At 23.6% G+C, this 19,797-nt stretch carries 20 protein-coding genes and 3 pseudogenes; 10 read left to right on the forward strand and 13 right to left on the reverse strand.

Going from position 1 to position 19,797, the window contains the following annotated elements; all coding sequences use genetic code 4:
* Positions 1–57: 57 nt before the first annotated feature.
* The 3 genes from AAHM78_RS00150 to AAHM78_RS00160 form a co-directional block, all read right to left on the reverse strand.
* Complete coding sequence (locus AAHM78_RS00150) at positions 58–432, reverse strand: transposase family protein (RefSeq protein ID WP_342254945.1); 375 nt, start codon at positions 430–432, stop codon at positions 58–60.
* 50 nt (positions 433–482) lie between these two features.
* A complete protein-coding gene (locus AAHM78_RS00155) occupies positions 483–875 on the reverse strand; it encodes a transposase family protein (protein ID WP_342253946.1) in 393 nt (130 codons plus the stop codon).
* Positions 876–1,107: 232 nt separating this feature from the next.
* Entirely contained in the window at positions 1,108–1,362 is a 255-nt protein-coding gene (locus AAHM78_RS00160) for a hypothetical protein (protein WP_342253947.1), read from the reverse strand.
* Between the two features lie 934 nt (positions 1,363–2,296).
* Between AAHM78_RS00160 and AAHM78_RS00165 the strand changes: the two genes are divergently transcribed.
* Positions 2,297–2,605, forward strand: a complete 309-nt coding sequence (locus AAHM78_RS00165) for a transposase (protein ID WP_342253948.1) — start codon at positions 2,297–2,299, stop codon at positions 2,603–2,605.
* A gap of 211 nt (positions 2,606–2,816) precedes the next feature.
* Here the strand turns inward: AAHM78_RS00165 and AAHM78_RS00170 are convergent, their stop codons facing one another.
* Positions 2,817–4,211, reverse strand: coding sequence for a peptidase M17 (locus tag AAHM78_RS00170; RefSeq protein WP_342253949.1), 1,395 nt, complete (start codon positions 4,209–4,211; stop codon positions 2,817–2,819).
* 145 nt (positions 4,212–4,356) lie between these two features.
* Between AAHM78_RS00170 and pepF the strand changes: the two genes are divergently transcribed.
* Positions 4,357–6,195 (forward strand): oligoendopeptidase F, encoded by a 1,839-nt coding sequence (gene pepF, locus AAHM78_RS00175; RefSeq protein WP_342253950.1) that lies wholly within the window; start codon positions 4,357–4,359, stop codon positions 6,193–6,195.
* A 129-nt stretch (positions 6,196–6,324) separates the two neighbouring features.
* Entirely contained in the window at positions 6,325–7,314 is a 990-nt protein-coding gene (locus tag AAHM78_RS00180) for a GMP reductase (RefSeq protein WP_342253951.1), read from the forward strand.
* Positions 7,315–7,458: 144 nt separating this feature from the next.
* On the opposite strand, the pseudogene AAHM78_RS16500 reads toward AAHM78_RS00180, so the two are convergent.
* Positions 7,459–8,402, reverse strand: a pseudogene (locus AAHM78_RS16500) (IS30 family transposase).
* 297 nt (positions 8,403–8,699) lie between these two features.
* Positions 8,700–9,488 (reverse strand): annotated as a pseudogene (locus tag AAHM78_RS16505) (Mbov_0401 family ICE element transposase-like protein); the annotation flags it as partial.
* Positions 9,489–9,807: 319 nt separating this feature from the next.
* On the opposite strand from AAHM78_RS16505, the gene AAHM78_RS00200 reads away from it, so the two are divergent.
* The 3 genes from AAHM78_RS00200 to AAHM78_RS00210 all read left to right on the forward strand — a co-directional run bounded on the left by AAHM78_RS00200 (position 9,808) and on the right by AAHM78_RS00210 (position 12,284).
* Positions 9,808–11,514 carry a hypothetical protein gene (locus AAHM78_RS00200; RefSeq protein WP_342253954.1) on the forward strand — a complete coding sequence of 569 codons (1,707 nt, stop codon included), beginning with the start codon at positions 9,808–9,810 and terminating at the stop codon, positions 11,512–11,514.
* Between the two features lie 152 nt (positions 11,515–11,666).
* Entirely contained in the window at positions 11,667–12,077 is a 411-nt protein-coding gene (locus tag AAHM78_RS00205) for a hypothetical protein (protein ID WP_342253955.1), read from the forward strand.
* A gap of 24 nt (positions 12,078–12,101) precedes the next feature.
* Positions 12,102–12,284, forward strand: coding sequence for a hypothetical protein (locus AAHM78_RS00210; protein WP_342253956.1), 183 nt, complete (start codon positions 12,102–12,104; stop codon positions 12,282–12,284).
* Positions 12,285–12,377: 93 nt separating this feature from the next.
* Here AAHM78_RS00210 and AAHM78_RS00215 read toward each other — a convergent pair whose 3' ends face one another.
* The 4 genes from AAHM78_RS00215 to AAHM78_RS00230 form a co-directional block, all read right to left on the reverse strand.
* Entirely contained in the window at positions 12,378–13,010 is a 633-nt protein-coding gene (locus tag AAHM78_RS00215) for a hypothetical protein (protein ID WP_342253957.1), read from the reverse strand.
* Complete coding sequence (locus AAHM78_RS00220) at positions 13,000–13,251, reverse strand: hypothetical protein (RefSeq protein ID WP_342253958.1); 252 nt, start codon at positions 13,249–13,251, stop codon at positions 13,000–13,002. Before AAHM78_RS00220 ends, AAHM78_RS00215 begins: the two co-directional genes overlap by 11 nt.
* Positions 13,252–13,536: 285 nt before the next feature.
* Positions 13,537–14,286 (reverse strand): hypothetical protein, encoded by a 750-nt coding sequence (locus AAHM78_RS00225; protein WP_342253959.1) that lies wholly within the window; start codon positions 14,284–14,286, stop codon positions 13,537–13,539.
* 67 nt (positions 14,287–14,353) lie between these two features.
* Complete coding sequence (locus AAHM78_RS00230) at positions 14,354–15,451, reverse strand: hypothetical protein (RefSeq protein ID WP_342253960.1); 1,098 nt, start codon at positions 15,449–15,451, stop codon at positions 14,354–14,356.
* 65 nt (positions 15,452–15,516) lie between these two features.
* Here AAHM78_RS00230 and AAHM78_RS00235 point away from each other — a divergent pair, with 65 nt between their 5' ends.
* The 4 genes from AAHM78_RS00235 (at position 15,517) to AAHM78_RS00250 (ending at position 17,468) form a co-directional block, all read left to right on the forward strand.
* Positions 15,517–16,068, forward strand: a complete 552-nt coding sequence (locus AAHM78_RS00235) for an IS1/IS1595 family N-terminal zinc-binding domain-containing protein (protein ID WP_342253961.1) — start codon at positions 15,517–15,519, stop codon at positions 16,066–16,068.
* Positions 16,031–16,477, forward strand: a complete 447-nt coding sequence (locus AAHM78_RS00240; RefSeq protein WP_342253962.1) for a hypothetical protein — start codon at positions 16,031–16,033, stop codon at positions 16,475–16,477. Before AAHM78_RS00235 ends, AAHM78_RS00240 begins: the two co-directional genes overlap by 38 nt.
* Before the next feature lie 173 nt (positions 16,478–16,650).
* Positions 16,651–17,043: a transposase family protein gene (locus tag AAHM78_RS00245; protein WP_342253963.1), complete on the forward strand. Its 393-nt coding sequence runs from the start codon at positions 16,651–16,653 to the stop codon at positions 17,041–17,043.
* Between the two features lie 59 nt (positions 17,044–17,102).
* Positions 17,103–17,468, forward strand: coding sequence for a transposase family protein (locus AAHM78_RS00250; protein WP_342254947.1), 366 nt, complete (start codon positions 17,103–17,105; stop codon positions 17,466–17,468).
* Positions 17,469–17,671: 203 nt separating this feature from the next.
* Here the strand turns inward: AAHM78_RS00250 and AAHM78_RS00255 are convergent, their stop codons facing one another.
* The 3 genes and pseudogenes from AAHM78_RS00255 to AAHM78_RS00260 all read right to left on the reverse strand — a co-directional run.
* Positions 17,672–18,313 (reverse strand): transposase, encoded by a 642-nt coding sequence (locus tag AAHM78_RS00255; RefSeq protein WP_342253926.1) that lies wholly within the window; start codon positions 18,311–18,313, stop codon positions 17,672–17,674.
* A 31-nt stretch (positions 18,314–18,344) separates the two neighbouring features.
* Positions 18,345–18,686: an IS1/IS1595 family N-terminal zinc-binding domain-containing protein gene (locus AAHM78_RS16510; protein WP_425289770.1), complete on the reverse strand. Its 342-nt coding sequence runs from the start codon at positions 18,684–18,686 to the stop codon at positions 18,345–18,347.
* 311 nt (positions 18,687–18,997) lie between these two features.
* A pseudogene (locus AAHM78_RS00260) lies at positions 18,998–19,786 on the reverse strand (IS30 family transposase); the annotation flags it as partial.
* Between the last annotated feature and the right edge of the window lie 11 nt (positions 19,787–19,797).

Consider the following 19,797-nt stretch of genomic DNA (forward strand, 5'->3'; position numbering starts at 1 on the left):
GATTTTTTAATAATTTTTCATTACATAAATTTTTTATTAATTAGACTTGGTGCAAAACTAAGGTAATTCAAAATTATATATTCCTGCTATTAAATTAAATCTTAATGCAAATCTTCGTATTTTATTGCGATATTTTAAAATTAAAATTTTAAAACGTTTTAGTTTAGCCAATACGTGTTCAATTTTAATTCTAATTTTACTTAAAGTTTTATTGTATTCTTTTTGAATTGGTGTTAATTGATTGTATTTACTTTTTTTAAATGGCAAAAATGTATTTTTATGAATATTTTGTATACCTTGATAACCTGAATCAACAAAAACTTGTTTTTCTGGATGAATAAAAGTTTTAGATTTTAGAAGCAATTTAAAATCATGAATGCTTCCAAAACAAAAAGCAGTTGAAATAATTTTTCCATTGGAAATATCAATAATTATTTGGGATTTGAGAGAATGATGTTTCTTTTTACCTGAAAAAAGTAATTTTAGTTTTTTTTAATTCTTTCAATTGGAGTTTCAGTAGCATCAATAGCTAACAAATTATTATTAGTACCTTTATTTTTTGTTAAATCTTTTTTTCCAGGTAAATTAAAAATTCCGCTTTTTATTAAAATATTTTCAATTCAAAAAATATTACGAATGCAACTAGTATGACTAATATTATATCTTTTTGCAATAACTCTATAACTAATATAGTCTTTTCAATATTCTAAAGTCATTAATAAACGCTCTTCGATTACAATTTTATTTTTTCTACCACCATAATATTTTTGTTTAGACTCAGCAATTTTTAAAATTTCAAGCATTTTATAAAATGTTTGTGGCTTTATGCCGACTAAACTATAAAATTCTTGATCATCTTTATATTTTTTCAACATAATAACTATCACCTTTAATATTAATAATAATCGTTAAATTGTTAAAATTAAAGGTTTTGCACCAAGTCTATTCTATTTTTTCAACATTTAATAACATATTTAATTTCCTTTAATACTTTAAATAAAATATTTTTTCATTATGAGTATTTATTTCTTTCATTGGCATAACAATATAATTTATTGCTAAATCATTATCTTTATATGGATTATTAATTTTAAAACTTTTCATATCTTATTCTCATGTAATGTTATATTTAAAACATTCTTGATTTTTATCATTTTTAAAAATATAATAACCATTATATTGTTCATAAAATTCACAAGATATTAATTTATTTTCATTTCTAGTAATATTTGGAATATTTTTAATATATTTTAAAATATCACTACCTTTAACACTTTCAATATCTTTTGTTATTGATTTTTTACCTAATTTATAATAAAAATCTTCAATTATTTTTAATGCTTTTTTTATTTTTTTAATCAATAATAGTATCTTTAATAGGAAATCATGTTTCATATTCACCAATTTCTAATAACATACCTTTAGTTGTTTCTTTAATTTTATTTTTAATATCTAAATTAACATTAATCATTACAAATCCTTTCTATGTATAAACCTTATCACCTACAGTGATAAAAGGCTTATATACTACCAACTACTTATCTACTATACGTAAGGCTTATGCTACTGTAATTAGCAAAGCCTTGGAGGGTAGGGGTTCTAGGGGAAGGGAACCAAAATTTTTGAAATTTTCAAAGAGCAACACAAAAATTACTATTGGTTAATTCCAGCACAATAGCCTAAATAATTTTTTATTTAGTTATGTAATAATTAATTACTTTAATAAAGTGCTGGTTTAATAAAATAATTAAGGAAATTATCCCCGCATGTACTAGTGTGGAGGAAAAAATGAATTGAAATGAATTCAATAGCATATTTCAAACTGAAAACGATTGTTTGAAATATATAGCGAAGTTGAAAATAATGAAATGCATCAGGTGTGCTTCTTCTAGTTTGAATACTTCTGATTTGAGAAGAATACGATGTTTGAACTGTAACCAAACATTTAGTATTCTTTATGGAACCATTTTTTATAAGTCACAGACCCAAATGACATCTTGGTTTTATCTCATCTTTAGATGAATAAACACAAAGCATGGCATACCAGCAACCGATGTTGCAAGGGAATTGGGTGTGACCTATAAAACAGCTTGAAGAATGTGTCATGAAATCAGGACTAGAATTGGAAATCAAGATGCAGGTTTCATTGTTGATGGCACAGCACAGATGGATGAAATGTATCTTTCACATTTAGGTTTTAAAAAACAAGGAAGATCCTTGTTGAATAAAACTTTGATTGTTGGAGTTTATGAGAAAACCAGCAACAAACTAATTGTGAAGGTGCTGAAAAATGCAGATGAAAAAAAACCTTTTAAGATTTGCATTGAAACACATTTTTACTGAGTGCTGTCTATTTACGGATTCTTGGAAGGGATATGTAAGAAACTTCTATCCCAAACATGAAATCGTAAATCATGAAGTTGGGTATGTGTCACCAACAGGTGTAAACACAAACCAGATTGAATCAGCATGAAAGCACATCCGACGAACTTTCCGAACACACATAAGAGTTTCAAAGCACAATATTCATTTATATGCAAAAGAATCAGCATATAAATTCAATAACATACCTAGTTTTGAAACTGTAATTTTGTGTTTGATTTAAATACATGCGGGGATAATTTCCTAGGTAGGCTTTTATCTCCATTTATGTGATAAAATTTAAAAATAGTACATAAAGGGATAAAAGCCATAATTAATTATAATTGTTTAACAATTAAAAAATGAGAGTATTATCTCTCATTTAACTTCTTTTTAAATCTAACCATTAACTTTATACGCCCGAATAATTGTTATGATTATTCCTTTTTATCACTTTATTTACTTGTACTATAATTTTTCATATATTGAACTAATGTTTTAACTAATACACCCATACCACGATCATTTTTATAAGCAGTTCCCGCAATATCTAAATGTAAAAATGGTTTATCTTCGCTAAATTCTTTTAAAAATGCAGCAGCATTTGATGAACCACCATATGGATCTTTAGAAAGATTACTTAAATCAGCTATTTTAGATGAACGCATATTTGAAATATTTTGTTGATGAATCGGCATTCTTCAAATTTCTTCATTAGTTTGTTGTGATGATAAATCAAAATAATTAAATAATTTATCATCAGTAGCAAAAGCACCAGTCATATAACTACCTAATGCAACTAGCATTGCACCAGTTAAAGTTGATAATTCAATAATACGATTTGCTTTTCCTTTACGTAAAGCATATGTCATACCATCTGCTAATACCAACCTTCCTTCGGCATCGGTATTATTAATTTCTACAGTTTTACCATTCATTGAAGTAAAGACTGTTTCTACTAAAGTAGCATGACTACCAATCTTATTTTCTGTTAAACAAGCAACAGCTACAAAGTTTATTTTTAATTGTAATTTAGCAGCAGCAATGGCAGCATTACATACACTAGCTGCACCCGACATATCAAATTTCATACCTTTCATTGCTGAAGAAGGTTTTAGTGAATAACCACCACTATCAAAAGTAATTCCTTTACCAACTAATCCTAAAATATCATCGGCATGCTGTGGATCACCTTTATATTCTAAAACAACAACACGAGCATCAAAATTACTTCCAGCATTAACTGCTAATAATAAATTCATATTTAGTTCTGTTATTTCTTTTTGCCCTAAAACCTTTATTGATAAATTTTTAATACCTTTTGCTGCATCTTGAATTTTTTTTGCAAAAACTTCGGGATATAACAAATTAGGTGGCATATCTTGCAAATTACGTGCTAAATTAATACTTTCTCCTTGAATTTCGATTTGTTGTTGTGAAGTATAGTTAGGGAATTTTGCTGTTGAAACAACATTATATTTAACTTTTTTTTCTTCATTGTTTTTACTTTTTAAAGTATATTCTTTAAAAGTACCGAATCATAATGCTTCATATATAGTTTGTAAAAGTATACTTTCATCTAAATTACTCGTAACAAAAGATTTGACATCAATATCCAAATCTTGACTATTATTACTACTAAAATTTACAAAAAAAATATAAACATCATTACGAGTTAAGCCTTTACTATCACCTAAATATAGGTAATAAGTTTTATCTTCAGAAATTAATGTTAATTTATTTTTTTCTTTAGCAATCAATTCATGAGGAACTTTATCAGCAAATACCGCTGTTAATTTTAATTTTAATTCAAGTTTACTACTAACATTAAGTAGAATATTTTTATCCATATTTTCACTCCTAAATGGTAATATCAAAATAATTACAATATATCTGAATTAATATTTTCGAAAATTACAACAAAAATAGATAAGTTAAACAATATTATTGTATTATTATTGTATTGTAATATTACCATAGAATGGAGCAAAAACTATGAAGCGTTCTGAATTAAATGAAAAAGATAAAAAAAAGTACTGCTGAGATTTTAAGCATTTATTTATTAATAATGAATCTTGAAAAAAAGCTTTACCTGAGTTTGATAAATTTGCTAATCAACTTTTAACTTTTAAAGGAAAATTAAATAATATTGATAACTTTAAAAAATATTTAGCAATTAGCAAAGAAATATCAATGTTAGGCTCTAAAGTTGTGCAATATTTACATTATGGAGATTTAGATCAAACTAACTTAGAATTGCAACAATTATCTAGTTTATTTGCGACTCAACAAAGTAAGTTATCGGAAAAGTTAGCATGAATTGAACCAGAAATCAAAACTATTGGTTTACAAACTATTAAAAACTGAATTAATAATGACCCCTCATTAATGATATATAAACATGATATGGAAGTTTTTTTTAAATTTGAAAAATTTATTTTAAGTGAGCACGATGAAACTTTACTAAGCAAAGTTAGCAAATCAAGAAGTGCTGCTGGTGGTTTATATGATAGTTTGGTTTATGCTGATAAACAAAAAACAATGTTTAATTATCAAAATAAAGAACAAGAATTAACACAAACTTTATATTTAGACATTTTAGAAAATAGTAATCCAGTAAAAGATCAACAATTAAGAATTGATATTTCAAAAAAATTTTATGAAGATATTAAAAATAAAAAACATTCATTAGCACAAGTTTATGAAAGCATTTTAGAAGTAGCTGTTGAAGAAATAAAAATTCGTAACAACGATAAAGAAAAAGATAATAAAAAACATTTAACTACTTTAGAATATAGTTTATTAAGTGATGATGTACCATTAATACTATATGAAAATCTAATAAAAACAGGACAGAAACATGCTATTTTAGTAGAAGAATTTTATAATTTAAAACGTAAATTTTTTAAATTTAAAAAATTTTATAGTACCGATACTAGTTTAAAAATGACAACAATACCAACCAAAAAATTCAGTGTTGAAGAAGGTATTAATTCAGTCAAAGAAATTTTAAGTATCTTAGGTGATGAATATTTAGAGCAATTAAACTTAGCATTATTACCAAGTAGAATTGACTATTATGAAGACACAAATAAACGAACTGGTGCTTATTCAACGGGTGGTAATGGCGTAGAACCCATTATTTTAATGAATTGAGATGATACTATTAATTCACTTAATACACTAGCTCATGAATTAGGTCATTCTGTTCACACCCTATTTTCAGAAAAATATCAAAAATATCCAAATGCTGACTATCCAATTATTTTAGCTGAAGTTGCTTCAACAGTTAATGAACATCTAGCCTTTGATTATTTATATAATAAAGCATCAAATAATCAAGAACGCATTTACTTACTACAAACTCATATTGAAACCGTAATTGGTACTTTTTTTCGTCAAATTCAATTTGCTGAATTTGAATGAGAAGCACATAAATTAGTAGAAAAAGAAGTGCCATTAAACGCCGATATTTTGGCTGATTTATTTGAAAATACAGCTAATAAATATGGACAAAAAGCATTAGATAAATACGAAGAAAAAGCAAAAGGATACTCATGACCACGAATTCTTCATTTTTTCCACTCGCCTTATTATGTTTATAAATATGCTACTTCAATTACCGTTTCTTATAAACTTTATGAAGATGTTAAAAATGGCAAAAAAGAAAATTTACTTAACTTTTTAAAAGCCGGTGGCAGCAAATATCCATTAGATATTTTAAAAGATGCGGGTGTTGATTTAATACAAATTGATGTTTATAACCCATTAATTACTAATTTAAAGAAAATGATTAACCAATTATCAGACTTAATTAATAATAAAGATAATTAAATTTCAAAAAAATAATATATAATACTAATGGTGTTTTAGTCCTTTAGCATTTTATTTAAAACGTTATAAAATAATATGTACATATTTTGACTATTACAATTAGTAAAGACTAAGGAGAATAAATAAAAAATGAATGTGAAATTTGATTTTGAAGATATAAATCTAATTGCAAATAAAGGAATAGTTAAATCACGAAAAGAATGTGATACCAGTGTTAAACTAAATGGTTTTACTTTTAAAATTCCAATTATTCCAGCAAATATGAGTGCTGTCATTAACCAAGAATTATGTATTTGATTGGCTAAAAATAATTACTTTTATGTAATGCACCGTTTTAATATCGATCAAATTAAATTTATTAAAAGTATGCATGAACAAAAGTTATATGCTTCAATTAGCATTGGTGTTAAAAAAGAGGATAAAGAGTTACTTGAACAATTAATCACACTGAATCTAATTCCGGAATTTATTACTATTGATATTGCTCATGGTCATAGTAATGCTATGGAAGAAATGATTAAATTTATAAAAACTACTTTTGCTAAAACAAATACTAAACCTTTTATTATTGCTGGTAACGTTATGACAAAAACCGCTGTTAAAGATTTAGAAAAATGAGGCGCTGATGCAATTAAATTTGGTGTTGGTCCAGGAAAAGCTTGTATTACTAAACTAAAAACTGGATTTGGTACAGGTGGTTGACAATTAAATGCTTTACAAGATGTTGCCAATAGCACCACTAAACCATTAATTGCAGATGGTGGTATTAGATGTAATGGTGATATTGCTAAAGCAATAGCTTTTGGTGCCACTATGATTATGGCAGGAAGTATTTTAGCGGGTTATGATGAATCACCTGGCAAAATTGTTACAATAAATGGTCAATCTTACAAAGAATATTTTGGATCAGCAAGTATTTTTAACAAAGCAGAAGCGAAAAATATTGAAGGTAAAAAAATACTTGTTCCATATAAAGGTTCAATTGCTGATACTTATAAAGAAATGGAAGAAGATTTACAATCTGCTATTTCTTATGCCGGTGGTAAAGATTTATCTGCATTAACAAAATGTGATTATGTTATTGTTAAAGGTACTATTAATAATGGTGATGATCGTTAATAACTTTTAATTTTTCTTTAAAAACAATTCTGGCTACCCAGAATTGTTTTTTATTAAAATAGAAGAAAATCAAACTGCCTATGATGATAATTGAATTCACTGTGATAATTGTTCCTGAGTTGTAAATATAAATGGGACAGTTTTTTAAAATAATTGTATTAAATCTATTGGTCTTTTATAAGAGAGCGATTTTCTGGGTGTAGAATTAATTTGAAATGCTATAAAATTTAAATCTTTTTGTTTATATGAAGATAGATCTGTAGATTTTGGTAAATATCTTCTTAAAATACCATTATTATTTTCATTTAAACCCCTTTGGCAAGGTTTACCAGGATCTTCAAAATAAATTTTGACATTACAAATTTTTTCGATTAATCTTCATTTACTAAATTCTTTACCACGATCAAAAGTAATGGTTTTAACTGTTCCTTTTTGTAACTTTGAAATAAATTTTATTATACTTTTCGTAATATTTTCTGATTTATGATTTTGAGTTACTAAAGGAATTGTGGTTTTTGATCATATATCAGCCAAAGTAATAATAGAACTTTTATGTTCTTTGCCAATGATAGTATCACCTTCTAAATGACCAAATTCTTGTATATTTTTAATATTAGGAATGATTAAATTTCTTTCATGAATAGACTTACAATTATTAATTTTGCCCCTAGTTTCTTTTTTTTGTGAGATTTATTTTTGCCTTTTCTCAATAAGTTATTTTCATCAAAACCCATTCGATTTGTTTTAAACATGTTATATAAAGTTTTTGTTGAAATACTTTTTATTTTATTTTCCTTTAAAAAGTTAGCAATTATATCAAGAGCATACTTTTTGGTAATTAACAAATGATTAATACTATTAATTTCTGTTAAATTTAAAATTATTAATTTTCTGCCTGCATTTTGTTTATTTTTTTGAAATTGATTCAATATTTCTAATGGCAATAAGTTTTTATTTAATAATCTACAAACTCTATGTACAGTTGATTTACTATAATCAACAATTTTTGCTATTTTACGAATCGAAAATCCATAATTTTTATATTCTTTTATTGCTATTATTGATTCAATACTCAGATACTTATACATTGCGCTAATTCCTTTCTTTTCTTAATTATAGAACTAACACAATTTAATTTTTATATAAGTGTCCTTTTTAATTTTACAATTAAAGTTTTATAATAACTGGATGGCAGCATTTATTTGATAGCATTTAAAATTAACCATTTTTGTATACATATCAATGTTATAGGTTCTATCACCAATCATATGCTTTAAAATTTGTTTAATATTAGTTTCAGTAAAGCAACCAATATTTTCAACTAGTGCTTGGTTTAATACACCATCTTTTGCATTAATAAAATAACCAACTTTTAATTTTTTATATTACAAAGTTAATGATTGTAAAAAATCAATTAATTCATAATATTGACCTTTTTCAAATAAAGTTATTGCATTTTGATAGTGTAATTTAGCAATTTTATTTTTTCTTCTTCCGGCCATTATACCAAGAAATAAAACATGAAAAGCATGAAATTTATCTAAAATAAATTTAGCATTTAAAATTGTAGCAGTTTTTCTAATTCATTTTGCACTATCTCCACAAACTATTAAATTTGCTTGGTCAAAATTTTCAAAATATAAATTACCATATTTTTCAATTAATTTTGCAGTTTTTTCAGCACCAATTTCTGTTTTTGATACTCTTATTTTACACGCTGCTCTTTTATTAATTAATTTTCCATTTTTCTTTTTACCAGTACAAAATACTATTAATCTCATAGAACATTTTTTACAATTTTTAGTATTGTGTTTTTCATTAAATTTAAATTTTCTATGCCCATCATCAATATTTATATACAAAATTTGATTTGGTTGTAATAGTATTTTAGGAATATTAACTTTTGGTAATTCAAATTTTTGATATGTTCTACAAACGGTACTAGTACTTATTAAGTCTTCAATAAAAGTATCACAAACATCACGATACTTTTTATCATCAGCAAAATATTTTAAAATTTGTTTAATAACATTTGGTGCAAGTTTGCTATATTTTTTAACACCAAGATAATTATCTAATAAAGATACGTATTCAATTTTTTGTGTTTTTTTGTTATAATGTGTACAAATACATCGTTTATAAGTTAATAAACCTTTTTTTGCTTTTAATTTTCTTTTTCTAAATCTATATTATTTATATTCAGATTTATCACATATACTTCATAAATAATCGTCTATTTTTTTTAATTTTCACAAAAAATCTTGATATTACTTTTAATTTAAAATTAAAAGTAATATTTTTATATCAGGGGTGATTTTTTGTGACTAATAATGAATTAATTGATGTTTTAAACTTAATTCATTTTGATTAAAATCGTGTTTGTCTCAATCAAAATGATTTGTGAATGGTAATATAAACATTTTTAATGTTCCTTTCTAAATTTTTGTTTGTTAATAATTTAAGTTTAATTTTTTTTAAAAATAAGGAGTAAATATGGCTTTTATCACTAGTTATGCACAATTAAATAAAAAATATAATCTTAATTTTAGTGATAATAATTATGGTTTTAGTTGAGATATTTTTAAACAATTTGTTGGTGATGAATGAGCAGAATTTTTTACAACTAATTGTTTTTATCGTTTTGTTCCAACTGCTCGAGGAACAAGAAAAACTTGAAATTGTTTAGCATTTGATTTATTTATATGTTGTAATTTTAGTGATAGTAGTGTTCAAGAAGTAAGACGATATGAAAATACTCATAGTGAAACTACAATTGGTGCTTTAATGAATGTTTGTCAAGTTTTATTAGATACATATAATATTAATTTATTACCTAATAATCCACATGGTATTAAATGAAAAATTACTAAGGACGGTGGATGTATTATTTTTCCTAGTAATCAACAAATTGACTTTATTGGTTATGCTAATGGTAATAAGATTTTTGGAAAAGAGGCCGGTGGTTCAAGTTTTTTAGGTTCAAGAACAGATGAAATTATTATGGCAGAAGAAAAGGAAACATTAACTGAAAAACAATTAACATATCGATATGAACGTTTACAAAACTCTATGTTTAGAAGTAATCGTATTAAAGTATCAAAAGAACCTATTAAAGAATGAAGTTGAACTTTTATTGATAAAAATATATATAGTCCTACTTTTGGAAAATTAATTACTCGTTATTTTTATAAAAGTTTCTTTATTACTTTTACATGTAATCCTTATGATAAATATCATCCATTTTATTTAAAATACTGTACGCCATTTTTACCATTAAATGATGAAATAATTAAAAATCTTAAAAAAGTTGGCAAAATTTATTATGAAAATAAAGATATATTTAGTGGTTTAGGCTTATTTGTTTTAAGATTTACTATTCAACCGTTTTGAAAAAAAATACCAGACATTCAAAAAAGAACATTATTAGAAATGAAAAAAAGTAATCCAGATGAATTTAATACTGTTTTTTATGGTTTTGAATTTTTAGATAGTGATGCAACAATTTTTCCATTTCAAAAAACAGTAAAATATTGACAATTATATGACTTAAAACAATTTTATAATCAAGAAAAAGATATGTATAAATTTGATTTTTATAGTGTTGGTATTGATTGAGCAACCGGTCCAAAAGACCATACTGTATTTATGATAGTTGGTTTTAAAGAATATAATAATACTGGATATTATGACTCTTATGTTATTTGTGAATTAGTAGTTACTCCAAATGATTTTATTAATGAAAATGAAAAAATTAATGCTTATGTAAATGAAATTTTAGGATTAATGGATAATTTTGAAAATTTTGACCAAGCAATTTATTTTTATGATGATAAAGCAAGAACAGCCATTGATTGATTAAATCAAAAATTAATAGATGAACATAATACTATTTTAATAACACAAACCGCTATTAAACATGCTTCAAATCTAAATCAAGAAGCAGGATTAACTAATAGAGTAGTATGAATGAGAAATATTATGAGTTATGGAAACTTTTATGCTAATAAAGATGATTTACCAAAAACTACTCAATGTTTAGAAGAATTACGTTATGATGAAACAAAAACTAACATTCCAGACAAAAATATGTATCAAGACCCATATGATGCATTGTTTTATGCACTATATCCATATAAAAATGTAATTAGGGGTAAAAATAATGCTAGTGTGAAAAAAAGCATCTTCACATTTGCTATATAATAAACAAGTTGAATATCATTAATATTATTGGTCTCACAAAATAAACGCCTTTAATTTAGGCGTTATTTTGTGTTTAAAAACATACTTGTAAAAATAATCAAAAATAGTATACTTTATAAGTAAAATCAAGGAAAAAAGGAGTAATTAAAATAATGAATATTATTGAAGAAGAATATAATTGAATTTTTAATTTTTTAGAAAAGGCAAATTCAAGAGAAACAACTGAACAAATAGTTAAAGAAAAAATTGAACTTGCAAAAAGTACAATTACTGATATGAATAATGAAATAATAAAAATTAAAAAAGAACCAAAAATAAAAAATTTTTTTATTACAATTTTTACTTTTGGAAAAATTAATAAAAACAAAGAAAATAGAATCAAAATTATGCAAATAAATGAAAAAATAAATAAACTTAAAAAAGTGATTATAAAATGAGATTTATTTTTTGAAAAAAAATGAAAAAATGAAAATTGTCCAAAATGAGTAAATAGTATAAATAATAATGAAATTAAAACTAATGAAAAAAGTAATTATTGCTCAAATAGTTGTAAAGTTTTATAAATTTTAAAAAAGGAGTAATTTAATATGAAAATATGAATAAAAACAAATTTTCAAAAAATAGCATTATCATTTGCTGTAATAACTGGTGTTACTGGTTTAATATTAGGAATAGTTTCATATAATAAAACTAATCAATTAACATATTTTTTTGATTATGACCATGAAGCACACCGGGGGGGCAATAATTTGAGCAAGACCAGTAAATAATAAACATAAAATTACTCTTTACTGAGCATCAAATAAATTAACTGATGACGCAGTAAAATGAGATGGTATTTATCCAGATGGATATTTTGATAATTAAATCTCTAAATTTATATAAGAAATATTTTCATTATATTTATCAAATAAATTAATATTTTTTAATTTTATTTCTTGTTTATCTGTTACTAAAATTAAATCATAATTACCAGCACCAAATACTCCACTAACTTCAATTCGATTTAAATTGTTAATCGGATTTTCAATTTGTAATTCAAAATCATTATTATTATCAATTTGTGAAATTTCTTTATAAAATTCTAATTTAGAAAATAATTGATATTTATTTGAACCATATAAATTTAAAAAACTTTCTAATTTATTTTTATCAATTACTAATCGTGTAAAATATTTACCATACTCACCATTACCTAATGTTCAATCTGCCGGAATTAATGATGGTATATTATTGCTTTCTAATTCATTAGTTATGGATAGTCAGTTAAATTGATTATCATCTAATTTTAATAATTCATTTTGACTAATGTCATTGTTTTTTAGTTTAATATTATTGATATCTGTAAAATTAAAATATGCAGATTTTAGTACTACTTTTATATCTTTAAATTCTCAAAACTTATCGGGTGTAGAATGTATAGGATTTGATTTTAATTCAAAATAATAGGGCAATAATAATTTATAGTCATCGTTTAAACCATTATTAATAGACATGGTTGAATAAATATTTTTTTGATAGCATTATAACTATTTGTTTTAATATTTTAACTTGTGGTAAATTTGTATAGTTAGGATAATCTAATTCTCATTGTTTAAATAAATTAGTAATAACTTCATTTGGTTTTTGTCCCTCAAACTTAGCACGCATTTTATCTAAATCATTCATTTCTTTTAAAACATTACTTAATGATGCACCATCAAAATTTCTATTATAAGTATATGTATAAGTTAACATATCCAATAATACTTTTTGTAAACTATCAATTGGTGGTCTATCTTTTATTTCTAGTTCAACATCATGAAATTTATCGGTTGTAGAAATAAATAAATTATAGTCACCTGTTAAAAATTATGACTCTAATTTTTTATCTTTTAATTCTGGTTCATCAGATAACGGTCATACTTTTGAATTTTTAGTAACATCATATCCTATTTTAGCATTAGTTACTCTTGCATTATTAATAATTTCTTTTCTTGTTTCACTTCCGCCACCAATAGCAATTAAATCTAATACTGATTTTTATTGTCCAATAAATTGTTTTGCTAAATTTCAATGTAATATTTGTTCACTAAATCATTGTTGTAAAATTCTAACTTTTGGTTGAGTTTCAATAGGCATTGATAACAGTGGAAATGCTATCTTATCTTTAACAAATAACTTTGGGTATACTTCCATATTGTCAACTTCACCAAGTACCTTTATATTACCAAAAATAATGCTTCTAGGTGCTTTAATTTTTAAACCAATAACTTTTGTATCTTTATCTAATGGTTTTTGTAATTTAATAATGATTGGATAACCATCTCTTGTTTTAAAATCTTTAATTTTAATAATAGTTATACTTTTAGTACTTATTGTTTTAGGATTTTGATAAGGTTGTGAATAATTATTAATAATATATAAATTATCAATATTATTTTCAGTTAAAGGTTCATTAATAGATACTGCATATAACTTAAATTGATTTAATAAATTTATTTCTTGAAAAATTAAATTTTTAATATCAGTCATACTATATTCAATTGTATTATCATTAATATTAGTACTTGCTCTTTGATTTAATTGCATAGTAAAGTCTGGTGTTTCAACAGCAATAGTTTTTAATACTTTTTCAATATCAATAAAACCAATTTTAATAGTATTTGCTGAAAATTTTAAAGTATTATTTTCATTATTTTTAAATAAACGTTCAATTTCATAAATATAAATTGTTCTTTTTTTAAATTCATCGTATGCTCTATTAATATCGGGGTCACTAGTTGCTCTCATCATATTAGTAAAGTCATAAGGAATATTATCAATTAAATAATCATTTTCTACTTCTGCTTGATTAAGTTTAGTTTGTTTCTGTTTCTGTGGAAACTTCGTTTGTGGTTTGTTGTTGTTTTCCGTTGTTCTCTCCTATTAATTGGTTATTTTCGGGATTAAATAATTTTAATTTAACTGTTAAGTTATTAATTTCTTGTTCATCATTAATATTAAAGCTTTTACTATTTAATAAATCTTTATCTAAACGTATTAATATTTGAATAAATTTAAGAATATCAATATTAAATTGTCATAATTTTTGTTCAATATAATTAATAGTTGAAATATTTACTGCTGTACTTTCGGGAACTGATTGTTGTGCAGATTTCTTTTGACTTGGAATATGAATACCACAACGTTTAAATATTTCATTAACATTTCAATCGTATATATCAGTTAAATTTTTACCTTTGAAATTACTACTTGTCATATTAATATTTTCATTTTGTTCGTTACTATCTCCGCCACTTTTAAATATGTAGTTTTTAGTAACCAAAGTTCTTACTGCATCTTCTAATGCTGATTGAACATTACCATAAGTTTGACTAAATATAAATTTAGGTGAATTTAAAATTGTATCTAAAACAATTTGTTCATAAATAACATCTAATGCTTTAATTTTATCCATTACTTTATTACAATCTGCTAATTCATTTGCTTTATTTCTCATAATTGCTATTGGTATATAATTAATATTTAGTGTTTGTTCTTGTTCTAAATTTGGATTATTAATGAATGATTTAAAATCTAGTGGAAATCGTTTTTTATTATCACTAATACTATAAATTGCACGATTAATAGTTACTTGTTCATTATTTAATGTATAAATTTCAAATAATCTTACAATTTGTGCATTTTGTTCATAACTATCATAAAAAATAGTACATTGAATTAATTTACCAGTAATATCATAAACTCTTTGTTGTATATCAACTACTTGAAAATATAAATCATCATTAGCAATAAAAATTAAATAACCACTAATTCCTAATTTACTTAATTTAAAAATAGAATTTCAATTTTTTCTATAAAACTCTTGATTAATTAAATATTGTTTAATGGTTTCATTATTAATATCTAATGGAGCATTATATAAATTAGCATTATTTTCTTTTAATTTTCACAAAAAATCTTGATATTACTTTTAATTTAAAATTAAAAGTAATATTTTTATATCAGGGGTGATTTTTTGTGACTAATAATGAATTAATTGATGTTTTAAAAAACAAAAAAGATGAAGAATTTATAAAAATTATTAGACATTTTAAAAATAGAATTAAACAAATTGAGAAAAAAGAAAAATTAGATGCAATTGATAAAAAATTTAAAGAAAAAGGAATTCAATGTCCAAATTGTAAATCTTATTGATGTGTAAAAAATGGTTTTAAGAATAATAAGCAAAAATATTTATGCAAAGATTGTAAAAGTAGCTTTGATGCTTTAAGAAATCATTTTTTACATTGAAGTCATTTATCTCATGAACAATGAGATTGAATAATTTGATTGTCATTGTTAGGTCAATCTGCTTATACTATTTCTCAATTTGCTAAAATTTCAAAAACATCAGCATGATTTAATCGTCAAAAATTTATGAAATCATCGCAATTAGCAAAAACACAAAAACCATTCACAAAATTAAAAGGTAGAATTGAAATTGATGAAACTTTTATCAAAGAAATTCATAAAGGAAATTTCAAAAATCCAGATGATCCAAGAAAAAAAATGAATTGAAGAAAATGCTAAAGATTTAAACTGTTGTATTGAAATGGCAATTGATGAAAATAAAAATATTTATGCTCAAACAACAAATACTAAAAGATTAACAAAAAAATGAGTACAAGAAAATTTAACATCTAAGCTTATCGAAGAAAAATCAATTATAGTTTGTGATATGCAAATACTATATGATACAGTAGCTAAACAAACAAAATGTACTCTCAAGAAATTTAAATCAAAAGAAAATAAAGAATTAAATTATAAAAATTTAAGTAATATCAGTAAAATACAATCAAGTTTAAAAGAATTTATTACTCATTATCATGGCATTGGATTTACCAATATTCAAAATTACCTCAATTTATGAAAATTTAAATACCAACATTATAAAATATCACCTTATGCAAAATCTGAAGCATTATATTTCAGTTTGTAAAAAAAATAAATCCCAAAATTAAATAAAATAAAATTTTAGGCCAGGTTGATGATTTTTTTTATTTCATCAAGAGTTTTTTTGAAAATTAAAAGAATTATTTGATTAGACTTGGTGCAAAACCTTTAATTTTAACAATTTAACGATTATTATTAATATTAAAGGTGATAGTTATTATGTTGAAAAAATATAAAGATGATCAAGAATTTTATAGTTTAGTCGGCATAAAGCCACAAACATTTTATAAAATGCTTGAAATTTTAAAAATTGCTGAGTCTAAACAAAAATATTATGGTGGTAGAAAAAATAAAATTGTAATTGAAGAGCGTTTATTAATGACTTTAGAATATGGAAAAGACTATAGTAGTTATAGAGTTATTGCAAAAAGATATAATATTAGTCATACTAGTTGCATTCGTAATATTTTTTGAATTGAAAATATTTTAATAAAAAGCGGAATTTTTAATTTACCTGGAAAAAAAGATTTAACAAAAAATAAAGGTACTAATAATAATTTGTTAGCTATTGATGCTACTGAAACTCCAATTGAAAGAATTAAAAAAAACTAAAATTACTTTTTTCAGGTAAAAAGAAACATCATTCTCTCAAATCCCAAATAATTATTGATATTTCCAATGGAAAAATTATTTCAACTGCTTTTTGTTTCGGAAGCATTCATGATTTTAAATTGCTTCTAAAATCTAAAACTTTTATTCATCCAGAAAAACAAGTTTTTGTTGATTCAGGTTATCGAGGTATACAAAATATTCATAAAAATACATTTTTGCCATTTAAAAAAAGTAAATACAATCAATTAACACCAATTCAAAAAGAATACAATAAAACTTTAAGTAAAATTAGAATTAAAATTGAACACGTATTTGCTAAACTAAAACGTTTTAAAATTTTAAGTTTAAAATATCGCAATAAAATACGAAGATTTGCATTAAGATTTAATTTAATAGCAGGAATATATAATTTTGAATTACCTTAGTTTTGCACCAAGTCTATTGTCTATTATCTCATCTATCACCAATTTCTCGTCAAATACCATTATTATCTAATTTTTTATCTATTTCTTCTTTTTTATAATAATCAGATAAATCTTTTAATTTTCAAAAAAACTCTTGATGAAATAAAAAAAATCATCAACCTGGCCTAAAATTTGATTTTATTTAATTTTGGGATTTATTTTTTTTACAAACCGAAATATAATGCTTCAGATTTTGCATAAGGTGATATTTTATAATGTTGGTATTTAAATTTTCATAAATTGAGGTAATTTTGAATATTGGTAAATCCAATGCCATGATAATGAGTAATAAATTCTTTTAAACTTGATTGTATTTTACCGATATTACTTAAATTTTTATAATTTAATTCTTTATTTTCTTTTGATTTAAATTTCTTGAGAGTACATTTTGTTTGTTTAGCTACTGTATCATATAGTATTTGCATATCACAAACTATAATTGATTTTTCTTCGATAAGCTTAGAGGTTAAATTTTCTTGTACTCATTTTTTTGTTAATCTTTTAGTATTTGTTGTTTGAGCATAAATATTTTTATTTTCATCAATTGCCATTTCAATACAACAGTTTAAATCTTTAGCATTTTCTTCAATTCATTTTTTTCTTGGATCATCTGGATTTTTGAAATTTCCTTTATGAATTTCTTTGATAAAAGTTTCATCAATTTCAATTCTACCTTTTAATTTTGTGAATGGTTTTTGTGTTTTTGCTAATTGTGATGATTTCATAAATTTTTGACGATTAAATCATGCTGATGTTTTTGAAATTTTAGCAAATTGAGAAATAGTATAAGCAGATTGACCTAACAATGACAATCAAATTATTCAATCTCATTGTTCATTAGATAAATGACTTCAATGTAAAAAAATGATTTCTTAAAGCATCAAAGCTACTTTTACAATCTTTGCATAAATATTTTTGCTTATTATTCTTAAAACCATTTTTTACACATCAATAAGATTTACAATTTGGACATTGAATTCCTTTTTCTTTAAATTTTTTATCAATTGCATCTAATTTTTCTTTTTTCTCAATTTGTTTAATTCTATTTTTAAAATGTCTAATAATTTTTATAAATTCTTCATCTTTTTTGTTTTTTAAAACATCAATTAATTCATTATTAGTAACAAAAAATCACCCCTGATATAAAAATATTACTTTTCATTTTAAATTAAAAGTAATATCAAGATTTTTTTGTGAAAATTAAAAGATAAATCTGCTTTACCACCAGTAGCACTAATAGTATTAGTTTTTTCATCAATTTTAATATTTTCACCAGCAATTAATTTATCTTGTTTTTTATATAATAAATTATTAGTTTCTGTTTTTGTATAATAATCACGTTCAGTACCTTCTTCTGCTATAAATTCTTTTAATTTTCAAAAAAACTCTTGATGAAATAAAAAAAATCATCAACCTGGCCTAAAATTTGATTTTATTTAATTTTGGGATTTATTTTTTTCCTGAGTTGTAAATATAAATGGGACAGTTTTTTAAAATAATTGTATTAAATCTATTGGTCTTTTATAAGAGAGCGATTTTCTGGGTGTAGAATTAATTTGAAATGCTATAAAATTTAAATCTTTTTGTTTATATGAAGATAGATCTGTAGATTTTGGTAAATATCTTCTTAAAATACCATTATTATTTTCATTTAAACCCCTTTGGCAAGGTTTACCAGGATCTGCAAAATAAATTTGGACATTACAAATTTTTTCGATTAATCTTCATTTACTAAATTCTTTACCACGTTCAAAAGTAATGGTTTTAACTGTTCCTTTTTGTAACTTTGAAATAAATTTTATTATACTTTTCGTAATATTTTCTGATTTATGATTTTTAGTTACTAAAGGAATTGTGGTTTTTGATCATATATCAGCCAAAGTAATAATAGAACTTTTATGATCTTTGCCAATGATAGTATCACCTTCTAAATGACCAAATTCTTGTATATTTTTAATATTAGGAATGATTAAATTTCTTTCATGAATAGACTTACAATTATTAATTTTGCCCCTAGTTTCTTTTTGTTTGTGAGATTTATTTTTGCCTTTTCTCAATAAGTTATTTTCATCAAAACCCATTCGATTTGTTTTAAACATGTTATATAAAGTTTTTGTTGAAATACTTTTTATTTTATTTTCCTTTAAAAAGTTAGCAATTATATCAAGAGCATACTTTTTAGTAATTAACAAATGATTAATACTATTAATTTCTGTTCAATTTAAAATTATTAATTTTCTGCCTGCATTTTGTTTATTTTTTTGAAATTGATTCAATAGACTTGGTGCAA

Origin of the sequence: Spiroplasma endosymbiont of Zeiraphera isertana (assembly GCF_964030805.1) — a bacterium.
In the GTDB taxonomy this organism is placed as follows: domain Bacteria; phylum Bacillota_I; class Bacilli_A; order Mycoplasmatales; family VBWQ01; genus Spiroplasma_E.